Origin of the sequence: Actinokineospora bangkokensis, from assembly GCF_001940455.1 — a bacterium.
GTDB classification, from domain to species: Bacteria; Actinomycetota; Actinomycetes; order Mycobacteriales; family Pseudonocardiaceae; genus Actinokineospora; species Actinokineospora bangkokensis.
In genome coordinates this window covers 18,092-34,146 of the sequence record NZ_MKQR01000019.1, presented here as the reverse complement: position 1 = coordinate 34,146, position 16,055 = coordinate 18,092, and the positions used below count along the sequence as shown (strand labels likewise).

At 73.7% G+C, this 16,055-nt stretch carries 7 protein-coding genes; 6 read left to right on the top strand and 1 reads right to left on the bottom strand.

The window, feature by feature from the left end:
- Window positions 1-22 precede the first annotated feature (22 nt).
- Window positions 23-2,929, top strand: coding sequence for a M28 family peptidase (locus BJP25_RS19745; RefSeq protein WP_143219211.1), 2,907 nt, complete (start codon window positions 23-25; stop codon window positions 2,927-2,929).
- Window positions 2,930-3,157: 228 nt separating this feature from the next.
- Window positions 3,158-3,757 (top strand): TetR/AcrR family transcriptional regulator, encoded by a 600-nt coding sequence (locus BJP25_RS19740; RefSeq protein ID WP_075976470.1) that lies wholly within the window; start codon window positions 3,158-3,160, stop codon window positions 3,755-3,757.
- A gap of 190 nt (window positions 3,758-3,947) precedes the next feature.
- Here BJP25_RS19740 and BJP25_RS19735 read toward each other — a convergent pair whose 3' ends face one another.
- Window positions 3,948-4,229 (bottom strand): hypothetical protein, encoded by a 282-nt coding sequence (locus BJP25_RS19735; protein WP_075976469.1) that lies wholly within the window; start codon window positions 4,227-4,229, stop codon window positions 3,948-3,950.
- Between the two features lie 506 nt (window positions 4,230-4,735).
- On the opposite strand from BJP25_RS19735, the gene BJP25_RS19730 reads away from it, so the two are divergent.
- The 4 genes from BJP25_RS19730 to BJP25_RS19715 all read left to right on the top strand — a co-directional run bounded on the left by BJP25_RS19730 (window position 4,736) and on the right by BJP25_RS19715 (window position 16,042).
- Window positions 4,736-6,355, top strand: coding sequence for a CocE/NonD family hydrolase (locus BJP25_RS19730; RefSeq protein ID WP_075976468.1), 1,620 nt, complete (start codon window positions 4,736-4,738; stop codon window positions 6,353-6,355).
- 51 nt (window positions 6,356-6,406) lie between these two features.
- Window positions 6,407-7,366, top strand: a complete 960-nt coding sequence (locus tag BJP25_RS19725) for a R2-like ligand-binding oxidase (RefSeq protein WP_075976467.1) — start codon at window positions 6,407-6,409, stop codon at window positions 7,364-7,366.
- A gap of 361 nt (window positions 7,367-7,727) precedes the next feature.
- Window positions 7,728-9,521: a fatty acyl-AMP ligase gene (locus tag BJP25_RS19720; protein WP_075976466.1), complete on the top strand. Its 1,794-nt coding sequence runs from the start codon at window positions 7,728-7,730 to the stop codon at window positions 9,519-9,521.
- A complete protein-coding gene (locus BJP25_RS19715) occupies window positions 9,518-16,042 on the top strand; it encodes a type I polyketide synthase (protein ID WP_084794232.1) in 6,525 nt (2,174 codons plus the stop codon). Before BJP25_RS19720 ends, BJP25_RS19715 begins: the two co-directional genes overlap by 4 nt.
- Window positions 16,043-16,055 lie beyond the last annotated feature (13 nt).

Genomic DNA, 16,055 nt, shown 5'->3' with positions numbered 1-16,055 from the left:
TCCCTGCCCAGAAGGAGCATCGATGACACGCAGAACGGTGGCGGCCGGGGTCTTCCTGGCCGTGGTGACCGGGTCCGTGGTGGCCCTGGGGGCGCCCGCCGGGGCCGCGCCCGCGGCGCCCCCGGCGGCCGACGCGCTCACCGCGGCGTTGACCGGCGCCGACCGGGTCGCCGCGGGCGCCCTGGGCGCCGGTGCCGACGAGGCCTACCGGCGCGCTGTGGTGACGCCGTGGGTGGACGGGCTCTACTCCGTCTCCTACGAGCGCACCTACCGCGGGCTGCCCGTGGTGGGCGGTGACGCGACCCTGCTGTCCGACAGCACGGGCGCGGTCCGCGCCGCCAGCAAGGCCACCGAGGTCAAGGTCGCGGTGGGCACCACGCCGAAGGTGACCGCGCAGGCCGCCGAGACCACCGCCAAGTCCCGCCTGGCGAAGGTCGACTCGGTGGAGTCGACCCGGCTGGTGGTCAAGGTGACCGGTGGCACGGCGAAGCTGGCGTGGCAGACGGTGCTCTCCGGCTACACCACCGAGAGCGAGAGCCACCTGACGGTGTGGGTGGACGCGCTCACCGGCGCGGTGCTCGACCAGCACGACGACGTCGAGCACGGCACCGGCACCAGCAAGTGGAACGGCCCGAACCCGCTGACCATCACCACCAGCAAGAGCGGGACCACCTACCAGCTCAAGGACCTCACCCGGCCCGGCCTCCAGTGCTCGGACTACAGCACCGGCCAGGTCTTCAGCAAGTCCACCGACTCCTGGGGCACCGGCAACCCCACCAGCAAGGAGACCGGCTGCGTCGACACCATGTGGGCGGCGCAGAAGGAGTGGGACATGCTGAAGAACTGGTTGGGGCGCAACGGCCACAACGGCAACGGCGGCAGCTGGCCCGCGCGGGTGGGCTACAACACCGTCAACGCCTACTGGAACGGCAGCAGCGTCACCATCGGGCACAACAACGCCAACGAGTGGATCGGCTCGATGGACGTCGTCGGCCACGAGTACGGCCACGGCCTCGACCAGTTCACCCCCGGCGGCGCGGGCGGCGAGGCGGGGCTCGGCGAGGGCACCGGTGACATCTTCGGCGCGCTGACCGAGGCCTACGCCAACGAGCCCTCCCCCTACGACACCCCCGGCGACTACCTGGTCGGCGAGGTGGTGAACCTGGTGGGCAACGGCCCGATCCGCAACATGTACAACCCGTCGCTGGTGAACAACCACCCCAACTGCTACTCCTCGGCGATCCCCAACACCGAGGTGCACGCGGCCGCGGGTCCGCTCAACCACTGGTTCTACCTGCTGGCCGAGGGCTCGAACCCCGGCGGCGGCAAGCCGTCGAGCCCGACGTGCAACTCCAGCACCGTCACCGGCGCGGGCATCCAGACCGCGGGCAAGGTGTTCTACGGCGGCATGCTGCTCAAGACCAGCGGCATGACCTACAAGAAGTACCGCACCGCCACCCTCACCGCGGCGAAGAACCTCGACGCGTCCTGCGCGCTGTACAACAAGACCAAGGCCGCGTGGAACGCCGTCAGCGTCCCCGCCACCGCGGACCCCACCTGCACCGCGTTCGCCCCCTCGTCCACGGTGGACGGTCTGACCGCCGCCGCGCCCGCCCAGGCGGCCGCGGCGCCGAACATCGACGTCGCCGCCGTGCAGGCGCACCTGACCCAGCTCAACACCCTCGCCACCCAGAACGGCGGCAACCGCCGCGCCGGGTCGGCCGGGTACACCGCGTCGGTCGCCTACATCAAGGGCAAGCTCCAGGCGGCGGGCTTCACCGTCTCCGAGCAGACCTGCACCACGTGCAACTACCGCTCCAACAACCTCATCGCGGACTGGCCCGGCGGTGACACCTCGCGCACGGTGATGTTCGGCGCCCACCTCGACAGCGTCTCGGCGGGCCCGGGCATCAACGACAACGGCTCCGGCTCGGCGGTGCTGCTGCAGAACGCGCTCGCGCTGGCCTCGGCCAACCCCGCGCTGACCAAGCACGTCCGGTTCGCCTGGTGGACCGACGAGGAGTCCGGCCTGCTCGGCTCCCGCTTCTACGTCAACCAGCTCACCTCGGCGCAGCGCTCGGCCATCTCCGGGTACTACAACTTCGACATGGTCGGCTCGCGCAACGGCGGCTACTTCATCAACAACATCACCACCGCCACCGCGGCGCCGCTCAAGGCCTACTGGGACTCCCTGGGCCTGTCGCCGGAGGAGAACACCGAGGGCGTCGGCCGCTCCGACGACTACTCGTTCAAGAACGCGGGCATCCCGACCTCCGGCTACGCCACCGGCGCCTCGGCGCGCAAGACCAGCGCCCAGGCGAGCAAGTGGGGCGGCACCGCCAACGCCGCCTACGACTCCTGCTACCACAGCTCCTGCGACACCACGAGCAACATCAACGCCACCGCGCTCGACCGGGCCGCGGACGGCGTGGCGTACGCGATCTGGAACCAGGCGGTCTCCACCCCCGGCACCGGGTGCGTGGCGGCCGAGGCGGTCACCAACGGCGGCTTCGAGTCGGGCACGACGCCGTGGACCCTGAGCACCGGGGTGCGCGACAGCTCGACCTCCCAGCCCGCCCGCACCGGCACCTGGAAGGCCTGGCTGAACGGCCGGGGCACCACCAACACCGAGAGCGCGTCGCAGTCGGTGAGCATCCCGGCGGGGTGCACCGGTTCGACGCTGACCTACTGGGTGCACATCGACACCGCCGAGAGCGGCACCCGCGTCTACGACACGCTCACCGTCGCCCTCGGCTCCACGACGCTGGGCACCCTGTCCAACGTCGACGCCGCGAGCGGCTACGTGCAGAAGACCCTCGACCTGGGCCAGTACGCCGGGCAGACCCTCACGCTGAAGTTCACCGGCACCGAGGACTCCAGCCTGCAGACGAGCTTCGTCCTGGACGACATCTCCCTCAAGGTCGCCTGACCACCGGTGGTCGACCCGGAGCCCCGCGCGGACGCGCGGGGCTCCGGCGCGTCCGGGGGTGTGGTGCCACTCACACCGCCGGTGAACCCGGGGGACCGCCGCGTCGCGGTCGTGGCGCGCGGAGCGGTCGGTGTCACCCACCGCGGGGCGCCGCGGGGCGGACGGCGTCCCGACGCGGACGCCGACCCACCTGGAACGCGGTACCGCCCGCCGCTACAGTCGCCGGTCGTGGACCAGCGGCCGTCGTTGCGCGAGCGCAAGCGCGCCAAAGCCCGCCACGACATCGTCGCGGCGGCCTACGCGCTGTTCACCGAGCGCGGGTACGCCCAGGTCACCGTGGCCGACATCGCCGAGCGGGCGGAGGTCGGGCGGACCACGTTCTTCCGCCACTTCGGCGACAAGCAGGAGGTCGTGTTCGCGGGCGAGCAGGAGCTGCTCGACGAGCTGCGCGCCCGCTACGAGCCGATGCCGGTGGCCAAGGCGCCCGACCTGGGCACCGCGCTGGAGCTGCTGCGCGGGGTGGTGCTGTCCATCTGCGCCGAGTCGGTGTCCGACCCGGCGCACTACCGCCTGCGCGAGCGGCTGATCGCGCAGAACGCCGAGCTGGCCGACCGGGGCGCGCGCAAGCTGGCGGCCCTGGCGGAGCTGGCCGGGGAGATCCTGCGCGGCCTGGGCGCCGAACCGCGCACCGCCGTGCTGGCGCCGCTGCTGGCCAGGGCCTGCTTCCAGGCCGGGCGGGAGCTGGCCGGGCACGACCCGGCGGCGCTGATCCCGCAGGTCACGGCCGCCTTCGACAGCCTGGCCGGGCAGGTGGGGCGGCCCGGGTAGGGCGTCGCCGGGCCGCCCCGGACCCCTGGGACCTGTCCGCAACAGCCTCGTCCAGCGATGGCCGCGCCAGGTCGGACGCCTGCGGCACCGGCCGAGGGACCGAGCGCAACCCGGTACGAGGTCCCTCGTCCGGGCACCGCGGGCGTCCGACCTGATCACGACTCCCGCAGAGCAGGTGTCGAGGACGGGCCTAGACGGTGATGACGGCGTTGCCGTGCTCGTCGCGGTCGGCCACGTCCGGGTCGTCGCGCCAGGTGCCGTCGTCGGTGAGGTAGCGGAACGACACGGTGCTGCCCGCGCTGACCACCACGGCCGCCGAGCGCAGGCCACCGGGCCGCGGGCGCAGCCGGTGCGAGCCCGGCGTCCAGCCGTTGAAGCAGCCGACCACGCTGACCGGTCCTGGCGGGTCGCCCGCGTCCAGGGTGAACGTCACCCGGAACTTGTTGAACGGCAGTGCCTTCGTGCTGATCACCAGTTTCCCTCCGTGCGGTGGACCGCCCCAGCATGCCCGGTCGCCGGTCCACCCGGGAGGGTGCCCCCCGGCGCGCCGCGGTTGTTTGCACGGCTGTAACACCGTGCCGTAACAGTGTCACCGCTCAGCGGAACTCGACGGCGGGTGTGTACGAAGTGATACCCGAGCGGACTGCTCGGTACCCCAACGCCGGTCGAGGGGTGTCCGAGGTGGTCACGAGCGGCCAGGAGCAGGCACCCGGCGGGATTTTTTCACGTTTTGCCGCTGCTTGGATCGTGAGCAGCGCGCCGGGTCGTTTTGTCGGTGTCGAGCAAGTTCTCCACCGGTCTGGTACCGGCCTTGACCCCAAAATATTGCCGGTGCTACCTTCACATTGTCGGTCTTATAAAAGGAATGCCAATTTCGATTCCGCATTCCACCCGCACACTTCCCGTCGCGGTGAGACCTGTGCGGCGGGGCAGGGTGGGCGGGCAGATTCCACCCCACACGTCGGAATGGGTGTTCGGATGTCGCGCAAACGAGCCGCGCTCGCCGCCGCGGTCGCCGTGGTGGCCGGTCTGGTCGCCTGGGTCCCCGGGGCCACCGGTGCTCAGCAGGACGGTTTCGAGACGACCATGGTCGACGTGGCCGTCCGCGACGGCGTCACGCTGCGGACCATGGTGATGGAGCCGCGCGCCGCGGGCCCGCACCCGCTGGCGGTGCTCATCAGCGCCTGGGGCGGCGGGGTCACCCAGAACATCATGCCCGCCAAGAAGCTGGCCGAGAAGGGCTACACGGTGCTGTCCTACGGCACCCGCGGCTTCGGCGAGTCCGGCGGTGAGGTGCAGGTCGCGGGCCAGGCCGACATCGACGACGTCTCCGACGTCATCGACTGGGGCCTGGCCAACACCGCCTCCGACCCGGCCAGGGTCGGCGTCGCCGGGGTGTCCTACGGCGCGGGCATCGGCGTGCTGGCCTCCGGCAACGACCCGCGCATCAAGGCCGTGGTGTCGATGAGCGGCTGGAGCGACCTGGTGCGCTCGCTGTCGACCAACGACACCCGCCACCAGCTCACCGCCCTGGTGCTGCACCTGTCCGGCAAGATGAACGGCAGGCTCAGCCCCGAGGCCGACAAGATGCTCGCCAGCATCTACGACCCGAAGCTGACCCCGGAGATGGACGCGGCGGTCAAGGCCTGGGCGCAGCCGCGCTCGCCGGTCAACCACATCGCCGAGATCAACCGGAACAAGCCCGCCGCGCTGTTCCTGCAGACCTGGAGCGAGACGGTCTTCGAGCCCGGCCAGATCGCCGACCTCTACACCGCGCTGACCGGCCCCAAGCGCATGGAGCTGCTGCCCGGTGACCACGCCGCCACCGAGTCCGGCGGCCTGCTCGGCCTGCCCAGCGGCGTGTGGGACTCCGTCGACCGCTGGTTCGACGCCTACGTCGCGGGCACCGACACCTCCATCGCCGCCGAGCCCCCCGTGCAGGTCTACCCCCGCCCCGGCACCCAGAAGCCCGAGGGCCGCCGCGACTGGGCCTCCGCCCAGGGCCAGGCCTCCAGCAAGCTGTTCCTGGGCCCCAAGCCCGGCGGGTTCCTCGCGGGCAACGCCCAGCTCGGCGCCACCCCGCCCGCCGCGGAGTTCACCACCCAGGTGAACAACAACCGCGACACCGTCGCCAACGGCGGCATCCCGCTGGTCACCTACACCCTGGAGGCGCTGAGCGGGAACCCGCCCACCGCCATGCTCCAGCTGTTCGACCAGGGCAGCGGCGCCATCTGGTACGGCCCGAAGGCCGCCACCACGCAGAAGGTGCGCGGCGACATCACCGCCCACCTGACCGTGGTGCCGCCCAAGGCCCAGGGCACCGTGGTCGCCTACGTCTACGACGTCGACCAGCTCGGCACCGGCAAGCTGATCAACTACGTGCCCTACACCTGGAACGGCAAGACCCCCGGGCAGGCCCTGCCGCTGGACCTGGTGTTCACCCCCACCGCCTACGACGTCGCCGCGGGCCACCGGCTCGCCTTCGCCGTGGACACCAAGGACGCGCTGTTCATCGACAAGAACACCGACGGCGGCAAGATCGGCTTCCGGTCCTCGCCCGCGGACCCGTCGTGGATCGATGTCCCGCTCGCCCGCTGACCCCCGCAGCGCCGCGGACACCGACCTCCCCACCGCACGAAGGAGCCACCCGTGACCGACGTCAGCGACCCCGCGGCGACCGAGCGCCGCTCCCAGTTCCACGCCCTGAGCAAGGGCAGCCTCGACTGGGACGCCCTGCCGCTGCGCCTGTTCGCCAAGGGCAACCGCCGGTTCTGGGACCCCGCGTCGATCGACTTCAGCCGCGACGCCGAGGACTGGGCGGCGATGACCGACGAGCAGCGCCACATCGCCACCATGCTGTGCGCGCAGTTCGTCGGCGGCGAGGAGGCCGTCACCCAGGACATCCAGCCGTTCCTGCGCGCGATGGGCCGCGAGGGCCGCTTCGGCGACGAGATGTACCTGACCCAGTTCGTGTTCGAGGAGGCCAAGCACACCCAGGCCTTCCGGATCTGGCTGGACGCGGTCGGGGTCAAGGAGGACCTGCACCCCTACGTCGAGGACAACCCCGGCTACCGGGCGATCTTCTACGACGCGCTGCCCAACGCCCTCGGCGCCCTGGAGCACGACCCCAGCCCGGCCAACCAGGTGCGCGCCTCGGTGGTCTACAACCACGTCGTCGAGGGCGTGCTCGCGCTCACCGGCTACCACGTGTGGAACAAGGCCTGCAAGGCCAACGGCATCCTGCCCGGCCTGCAGGAGCTGATCCGCTGGATCGGCTCCGACGAGCGCCGCCACATGGCCTGGGGCACCTTCACCTGCCGCCGCCACGTCGCCGCCGACGACCGCAACTGGCAGGTGGTGCAGGACGAGATGGGCAGGCTGGTGCCGCACGCGATCAACCAGATCCAGTACACCACCACCCAGTTCGACGGCGACCCGTTCCAGATGCAGCTCGACGGGGTCATGGAGTACGCCGCGGGGCGCGCGATGCGCCGCCTCGGCGCCATCGAGGGCGCGCGCGGGATGTCGGCCGCCGCGATCGACCTCGACTACAGCCCCGAGCAGCTGGAGGAGCAGTTCCACGCCGAGGAGACCGCCGGGACCGGCTGACCCGCGCCCCCGGGACCGGCCGCCCGCGCCGGTCCCGGGGGAGCAGGATTTGTCACCGCCGGATGAAAACCGGCCCCCAGACCCTGTTGTGCGACTGACAACAGCGCGGGCCGCAGTTGTCCGCGGGACGCTCAAAAACATTGTTTCCACGAAGTCGGAGTAGCCGTCGCAAAACCGAATGGTTGACACCCGGTAGGCCGGAAAATATGGTGAACCGAGGGTGGTCCACATCATTTTTTCGGATCGGCCGGACCGGTTGCCGCGAAAAGCAGGGAACGCTGACGGCCATTCCGCGCGCACAAACGCCGCCGAGCGCGCCCCGCCGCGCGAGCCCCTGACGACCCCCTGAGGACGGGACACGATGACTTCTGGTGTGCGGACCGACAGCCCGGTGGCGGGGTCCGAGGTGGGCAACGACTCGCTCGCCACCCTGTGCGCGTGGTGGGCGCAGGAGCGCCCCGACGAGCCCGCTTACACCTACCTGGACTACCGCACCAGCTTCGACGGCGTCGCCACCACCGTCACCTGGGCCCAGTTGGACGCCCGCGTGAGCGCCGTGGCCGCCGAGGTGCAGGCGCACACCGCCCCCGGCGACCGGGTCGTCGTGCTGGCCCGCCAGTCCACCGAGTACGTCGCCGGCCTGCTCGGCGCGATCCGCGCGGGCGCCATCGCTGTGCCGCTGTTCCCGCCGGACCTGCCCGGCCACGCCGACCGGCTGGCCGCGGTGCTCGCCGACTGCGCGCCCACCATGGCGCTGACCCTCGACGAGCAGCGCGCCACCCTGGACGCCTACCTCGCCGACAAGGGCCTGTCCATCGCCCACACCGCCTCGATCGACACCATCCCCGACGAGCGCGCCGCGGACTACGCCGAGTTCGTCCCCCAGCCCGACGACGTGTCCTACCTGCAGTACACCTCCGGGTCCACCCGCATCCCCGCGGGCGTCATGATCACCAACCGGAACGTGGTGAACAACGCCCGGCAGAACTGCGCGTGCTACGGCGCCCCCGACGGCGACTACACCCTGGTGAGCTGGCTGCCGCTGTTCCACGACATGGGCCTGGTGCTCGCCCTGGGCGTGGTGGTGTACTCCGGCAACCCGGTCGTGCTGATGGACCCGATCGCCTTCCTGGAGCGGCCCTTCCGCTGGGTGCAGGCGCTGGCCGACGCCGCGGGCGGGGTCACCGCCGCGCCGAACTTCGCCTACGCCTACGCCGCCTCCCGGATCACCGAGCAGGAGAAGGCCCTGCTGGACCTGTCCGACGTGGTGTCCCTGGTGGACGGCTCCGAGCCGATCACCATGGGCGCCATCGACCGCTTCGCCGACGCCTTCGCGGGCTGCGGCCTGGAGCGCACCGCGCACCGGCCCTCCTTCGGCATGGCCGAGGCGGTCGTGCTCGTCGCCGCCAGCGAGCAGGGCTCGCTGCCGCGCGCCACCGACTTCGACCGCGACGCGCTCACCCGCGGCCTGGCCACCCCCGCCGCCGGGGGCGCCCCCACCTCCCGGCTGGTGTCCTGCGGCCGCCCGGTCGACCAGCACCTGCGCATGGTGGACCCGGAGTCGGGCAAGCTCGTCGACGAGGGCACCGTGGGCGAGCTCTGGCTGTCCGGGGTCAACATCGCCGCCGGGTACTGGCAGCGCCCCGAGCAGACCGCGGAGTCCTTCGGCAGGTACCTGGAGGACGACGGCTTCGACGGGCGCGGCGTCGACGGCCGCGGCTGGTTCCGCACCGGTGACCTGGGCGTCCTGCACGACGGCGAGCTCTACATCACCGGCCGCATCAAGGACCTCATCATCGTCGACGGCCGCAACCACTACCCCCAGGACATCGAGGCCACCGCCGAGCAGGCCCACCCCGCGGTGCGCAAGCACGCCCTGGTCGCCTTCTCCGCCTTCACCGGCGGCCAGGACGGCCAGGAGCAGGTGGTGGTCATGCTGGAGCGGTCCAAGGTCGTCTCCGCCGAGGAGCTCGACCGGGCCGAGGTCACCAAGGCCGTCACCGACGCGGTCTCCCGCGCGCACGGCCTGTCGCTGCACGACGTGCTCATCGTCGAGCCCGGCGGCGTGCCGCGCACCTCCAGCGGCAAGGTCAGCCGCGCGGTGTGCCGCAAGCGCTGGGCCGAGGGCACCCTCACGGACGGACGCCCGCGATGACCACGCCAGGCCCCTCGGACACCCTGCTCGGCTGGCTCGTCGAGCGGGTGGCCGAGCTGCGCAAGCTCCCGGTGTCCGAGGTGGACCCCGAGCGCCCGCTCACCGAGCTGGGGCTGTCCTCGCGCGACGCGGTGACGCTGTCCGGCGAGCTGGGCCAGCGGCTGGGCAGGCCGCTGCCGCCCACCCTGGCCTGGGAGAGCCCCACCATCCGCGCCCTGGTCGAGAAGCTGGAGGGCGAGGCGGGCGAGCGGGTCCGCGCGCTCGGCGCCACCCGGGTCGAGCCCGGCGAGCCCATCGCCGTGGTCGGCCTCGGCGTGCGCCTGGCGGGCGGGGTGGACTCCCCGGAGGGCTTCTGGGACCTGCTCGCAGGCGGCCGCGACGCCATCTCCGAGGTGCCCGCGGGCCGCTGGGAGCAGTTCGCCCCCGCCCACGACCTGGAGGGCCTGCCCCGCCTCGGCGGCTTCCTCGACGACGTGGCCGGGTTCGACGCCGCGTTCTTCGGCATCACCCCGCGCGAGGCCGAGGCCATGGACCCCCAGCAGCGGCTGCTGCTGGAGGTCACCTGGGCGGCCCTGGAGGACGCGGGCATCACCCCCCGCTCGCTGCGCGGCAGCCGCACCGGGGTGTTCGTCGGGCTGTCCGCGGTGGAGTACGGGCACCTGACGATGGTCGACCTGCCCTCCATCGACGCCTGGTCGGGCACCGGCGCCGCGGCCAGCATCGCCGCGAACCGGCTGTCCTACCTGCTCGACCTGCGCGGCCCGTCGCTCACCGTGGACACCGCGTGCTCCTCGTCGCTGGTCGCGGTGCACCACGGCGTGCAGTCGCTGCGCCGCGGCGAGACCGACCACGCCATCGTCGGCGGGGTCAACCTGCTGCTGAGCCCGGCGGTGTTCGCCAACTTCCACAGCGCGGGCGTGCTGGCCGCCGACGGCCGGTGCAAGGCCTTCGACGCCGCCGCCGACGGCATCGTGCGCGGCGAGGGCTGCGGGGTGGTCGTGCTCAAGCGGCTCACCGACGCCCGCCGCGACGGCGACCGGGTGCTCGCGGTCGTGCGCGGCAGCGCGGTCAACTCCGACGGCCGCTCCAACGGCATGATGGCCCCCAACCCCGACGCCCAGGCCGACCTGCTGCGCGACGCCTACGCCACCGCCGAACTCGACCCGTCCGGGGTGGACTACGTCGAGGCGCACGGCACCGGCACCTTCCTCGGCGACCCGATCGAGGCCACCGCCCTGGGCCAGGTGCTCGGCGCGGGCCGCGCGGGCGACCGGCCGCTGCTGCTCGGCTCGGTCAAGTCCAACCTGGGCCACCTGGAGGGCGCGGCGGGCATCGCCGGGTTCATCAAGGTCGTGCTGGCCATGCGCCACGACCGGCTGCCCGCGAGCCTGCACTACCGCGAGCCAAACCCCAACATCGACTTCGACGGCGCGGGCCTGCGCGTGGTGCCCGAGCCGACCGCGTGGCCGCGCTACTCCGGCCGCGCCCGCGCGGGCGTGTCCGCCTTCGGCTTCGGCGGCACCAACGCCCACGTGGTGCTGGAGGAGTGGCCCGCCAAGCGCAAGCGCGTGCCGCGCACCGACGCCACCGACACCCACGTGCTCGCCCTGTCCGCGCGCTCCTCGGCCGCCCTGGCCGCCCGCGCGGGCGACCTGGCCGACTTCCTCGACGCCGCGGGCGAGGACGCCCCCGCCCTCGGCGCCGTCGCCGCCACCCTGGCCCGCCGCCGCGAGCACCTGCCGGTGCGCGGCGCCGTCGTCGCCGCGGGCCGCGAGGCCCTGGTGGGGTCGCTGCGCGCGCTCGGCCGCGGCGAGCCCGCCCCCGGCGTGGTCACCGGCACCAGCCGCCGCGACGACGCCGACGTGGTGTTCCTGTTCTCCGGCTACGGCTCGAACTGGGAGGCCATGGGCCGGGTGCTGCTGGCCACCGAGCCCGCCTTCCGCAACGCCGTCAACGACCTCGACGTCGACTTCCGCGCGGTCACCGGGTTCTCGCTGCGCAAGGTCCTCTCCGGCGCCCAGGAGCTGCCCGACCTCGCCGCCACCCAGCCCGCCCTGTTCGGCGTGCAGGTCGCGCTGGCCGCGCTGTGGCGCGCGCACGGCGTCGAGCCCGCCGCGGTCGTCGGGCACTCCATGGGCGAGGTCGCCGCCGCGGTCACCGCGGGCGCGCTGTCGGTGGTCGACGGCCTCAAGGTCATGACCACCCGGGCCCGGCTGCTGTCGGGCATCAACGACTCCGGCCTGGGCACGATGGCCGTGGTGGAGCTGTCCCCGGCCGAGTTCGACGAGCTGGCCCCGCGCTTCCCCTCGGTCAGCGTCGCCGTCTACGCCTCGCCCACCCAGTGCACCGTCACCGGCGACACCGACGAGGTCGTCGCGCTGATGGCCCACGTGGACGGCCTCGGCCGCCTCGCCCGCAGGCTCAAGGTCGGCGGCGCGGGCCACTCGCCCGCCATCGAGCCGGTGCTCGACGAGTTCCGCGCGGGCATGGCCGGGCTCACCGCCACCGCGACCAGCACCCCCAGCTACACCTCCGTGCTCGACGACCCGCGCGAGGTCCCGGCCTTCGACGTGGAGTACTGGGTGAAGAACCTGCGCCGCCCGGTGCGCTTCGCCCACGCGCTCACCGCCGCCATCGCCGACGGGCACACCCGGTTCGTCGAGATCTCCCCGCACCCGATCGCGCTGTCGGCCCTGGAGCAGACCGCGGCGGGCCTGGGCCGGGAGGTCGTCGGCCTGCCCAGCGCGCACCGCAAGGACGACGAGCGGGCCACCTTCCTCACCAGCCTCGCCACCCTGCACACCCTGGGCCACCCCACCGCGCTGGCCACCCGGCACGAGGCGCTGCCCCCGGTGGCGCTGCCCGGCCCGCGCTGGGAGCACCACCGGTTCTGGCCCAAGCCGCGCGCCGCCGCCGTCCCCGCCGGGCGCCACCCGCTGCTCGGGGTGCACATCGAGCTGCCGGAGGGCGACCGCCACCTGTGGCGCGCCGACGTCGGCACCGACGCCCAGCCCTGGATCACCGACCACGCCGCTCACGGGGTCGCGATCTTCCCCGGCACCGCCTACCTGGAGCTGGCGCTGGCCGCGGCCCGCGAGGCGCTGCGCGGCCCGGTCGAGGTGCGCGACGTCGAGCTGACCCAGGTGCTGCCGCTGGCCGCGCGCACCGAGGTCACCACCTCGCTCACCCTCACCGGCAAGGACTCCGGTGTGGTCACGGTCAGCACCAAGTCCGCCTCCGGCGCCTGGACCCGGCACGCCTCGGCCACCGTGCGCCGCCGCGAGGACGCGGTGGAACCGCTGGGCCGCACCACCGGCGGCACCGCCGTCGACCTCTACCCGGCCATGGCGGAGATGGGCCAGGCCTACGGCCCCGCCTTCCGCGGCCTGTCCGACGTCGTCGCGGGCCCCGGCACCGCCTCGGCCGCCCTCGCCCTGCCCGCCGAGGCCGGGCGCGCCACCGGGTACGTGCTGCACCCCGCCCTGTCCGACGCCGCCCTGCACGCCCTGGCCGCCGCGGCCTTCGACCGGATCAGCGCGGGCGGGGGCACCTACCTGCCGCTGTCGCTGGGCCGGGTGCGGGTCTTCGGCGACCCGGGCACCGCCGTGCGCGTCGACGCCCGGCTGGACTCGCTCGACGACGGCCTCGACGGCCTGGTCGGCGCGGTGCAGCTGGTCGACGCCGACGACGCCGTCGTGGTCGACGTCACCGGCGTCTACGTGCGCCGGATGCGCCGCTCCTCGGTGCCGCTGCCCCTGGCGGAGAAGGCCTTCGCCGCCGAGTGGGAGCGCGCCGACGTCGAGCGGTCCGAGGTGGACGGCCGCACCTGGGTGGTCGTCGCGGACTCCGAACCGGACTGGGTGGACGAGCTGCGCGCGCACCTGGGCGCCGAGGTCACCTGCCTTCCCGCGGTCGACCCCGCCGCGCTCGCCGGGCGCACCCCGGCCGGGGTCGTGTTCGCGGCGGCGGGCTCCGACGGGCTCACCCCCGCCACCGCCCGCGCCAACGTGCTCGCCGTGTCCGCGCTGGTCGCCCAGCTCACCGGCGGCACCGAACCCGGCCGCACCCCGCCGCGGCTGTGGATCGCCACCCGCGGCGCCACCGCCCTCGACGGCCCCGGCTCGCCCGACCAGGGCGCGCTGCGCGGCCTGGCCCGCGTGCTCGCCTTCGAGAACCCCGAACTCCGCGCCACCACCGTCGACCTCGACGGTCCGGAGTGGACCGCGCAGCTGGCCACCGAGCTGCTGGCCGACGACGCCGCGGACGAGGTCGCCTGGAGCGGCGGCGCCCGGTACACCGCCAAGCTCGCCAAGGCCGAGGTCGACGAGTCCGGGGAGCACCCCGTCGTCCGCGACGGCGCCTACGTCGTCTCCGGCGGCCTCGGCGGCCTGGGCCTGCTCGCGGGCCGCTGGCTGGCCGAGCGCGGCGCCACCCGCGTCGTGCTCTCCGGCCGCCGCGGCCTGACTCCCGACACCGAACCCCTGGTCGCGCGGCTGCGCGAACTCGGCGCCGACGTGCGCGTCGTCGCCGGGGACGTCGCCGCCGAGGAGGTGGCCCGCGACCTGGTCGCCGCCGCCACCGAGGGCGGGGTCCCGCTGCGCGGCGTCCTGCACGCCGCCGGTGTCCTGGCCGACGGCGCCCTGGCCACCCTCGACGCCGACGACCTCGCGACCGTCTGGCACGCCAAGGCGGGCGGCGCGCTCGCCCTGCACCACGCCACCGCCGGGCACGACCTCGACTGGTGGCTCATGTACTCCTCGGCCGCGGCGCTGTTCGGCTCCCCGGGCCAGAGCGCCTACGCCACCGCCAACGCCTGGCTCGACGCCCTGGTCGCCTGGCGCCGCGCCCACGGCCTGCCCGCCACCACCGTCAACTGGGGCGCCTGGGACGAGGTCGGCGGCGCGGTCGGCAAGGACAACCCCGTCCTGGACCCGCTGGGCCCCGCCGAGGGCATGCAGGCGCTGGCCGCCGTCCTGGCCGACGGCCGCGCCGCCACCGGCATCGCCCGGCTCGACCTGGGCACCACGATGTCGCTGTTCCCGCAGCTGGCCACCCGCCCGTTCTTCGAGCTGGTCAAGCCCGCCGAGCAGGCGGCGACCGCGGGGTCGGCGGACTGGGCGGGCATGGCCGAGCTGCGCGCGATGGCCCCCGCCGCCGCCCGCGCCGCCCTGGAGGACCACCTGGTCGGCATCATCGCCGAGCTGATGGGCTTCGCCGCCGAGCGCATCGACCGCTACGTCCCGCTCACCCAGCTCGGCCTGGACTCGCTGCTGGCCATGCGCGCCCGCGGCGCGGTGGAGCGCGACTTCGGCCTGCCGCTGCCGGTGCCGCTGCTGCTGCGCGGCGCCAGCCTGGCCGAGCTCGCCGACTACCTGTCCTCGGCCTCCGGGCTGGGCGAGGCCGACCCGGCCGACCGCGCCGCCCGCCAGGCCAAGGCGGGCCCGCGCAAGGTCGGCCCGCGCGACCCCTCCGAGCGCTGGGTGGCCCGCATCTGGCAGGACGTGCTCCAGGTGCCCGAGCCGGGCGTGCACGACAACTTCTTCGGCCTCGGCGACCAGGCGCAGGCCGAGCAGGTGCACAAGGCCGTCGAGCGCGAGCTGGAGTCGGTGCCCGGCCAGGCCGAGCTGTTCGCCGAACCCACCGTGGCCGCCATGGCCGACCTGCTGCGCGAGCAGATCGAGGGCAACGGCGGCAAGCCGCTGCGGGTGCTCCAGGCCTGCGACACCGGCACCCCGGTCTTCCTGTTCCACCCCGCGGGCGGCCCCACGAGCGTCTACCGCTCGCTGGTGCAGCTGATGGGGCCGGGCGTGCCCGTCTACGGCTTCGAGCGCCTCGACGACGTGGACACCCTGGAGGCCAAGGCCGAGCGCTACCTGGCGATGCTGCGCGAGGTCCAGCCCGAGGGCCCCTACCGGCTCGGCGGCTGGTCCTTCGGCGGCCTGCTGGCCTACCAGCTCGCCCAGCTGCTCACCGCCGCCGGTGAGCAGGTCGAGGTGGTCGCGATGATCGACACCATCCTGCCGCTGGAGAGCGCGCTGCCGGTGTCGCAGGAGCAGGTCAACCTCGACCGGTTCGCCCGCTTCGCCGAGCACATCCAGGACACCTACGGCGTCGACCTGGACCTGTCGCCGCAGCGGCTGCGCGGCCTCGACGACGAGCAGCAGATCCGCTACATCATCGAGTCGCTGGCCGCCAACGTCGAGGGCATGGGCGCCGCCGCCCTGCACCACCAGTACACGTCCTACGTGGACGCCCGGGTCGCGGAGAACTACACCCCGCGCCCCTACGACGGCCGGGTGGTGCTGTTCCGCGCCAAGGAACCGCACCCGCTCACCACCCAGCTCGACCCGCGGTACAAGCGCGCGGACGACACGCTCGGCTGGGACGAGCACGCCCCCGCGCTGGAGGTGGTCAAGGTCCCCGGCGACCACCTCACCATGATCGACCCCCCGAACGTGGCCGTCATCGCCCGCGAGCTGCGCGGCGTGCTCGACCACCCGCGTCCCCCGGTGCGGCAGTGAGGCAGACCGGACC

Bases quoted from the DNA above. Each gene is read 5' to 3' on its own strand.
- BJP25_RS19745 (WP_143219211.1), top strand. From the start codon at position 23: ATGACACGCAGAACGGTGGCGGCCGGGGTCTTCCTGGCCGTGGTGACC.
- BJP25_RS19730 (WP_075976468.1), top strand. From the start codon at position 4,736: ATGTCGCGCAAACGAGCCGCGCTCGCCGCCGCGGTCGCCGTGGTGGCC.
- BJP25_RS19720 (WP_075976466.1), top strand. From the start codon at position 7,728: ATGACTTCTGGTGTGCGGACCGACAGCCCGGTGGCGGGGTCCGAGGTG.
- BJP25_RS19715 (WP_084794232.1), top strand. From the start codon at position 9,518: ATGACCACGCCAGGCCCCTCGGACACCCTGCTCGGCTGGCTCGTCGAG.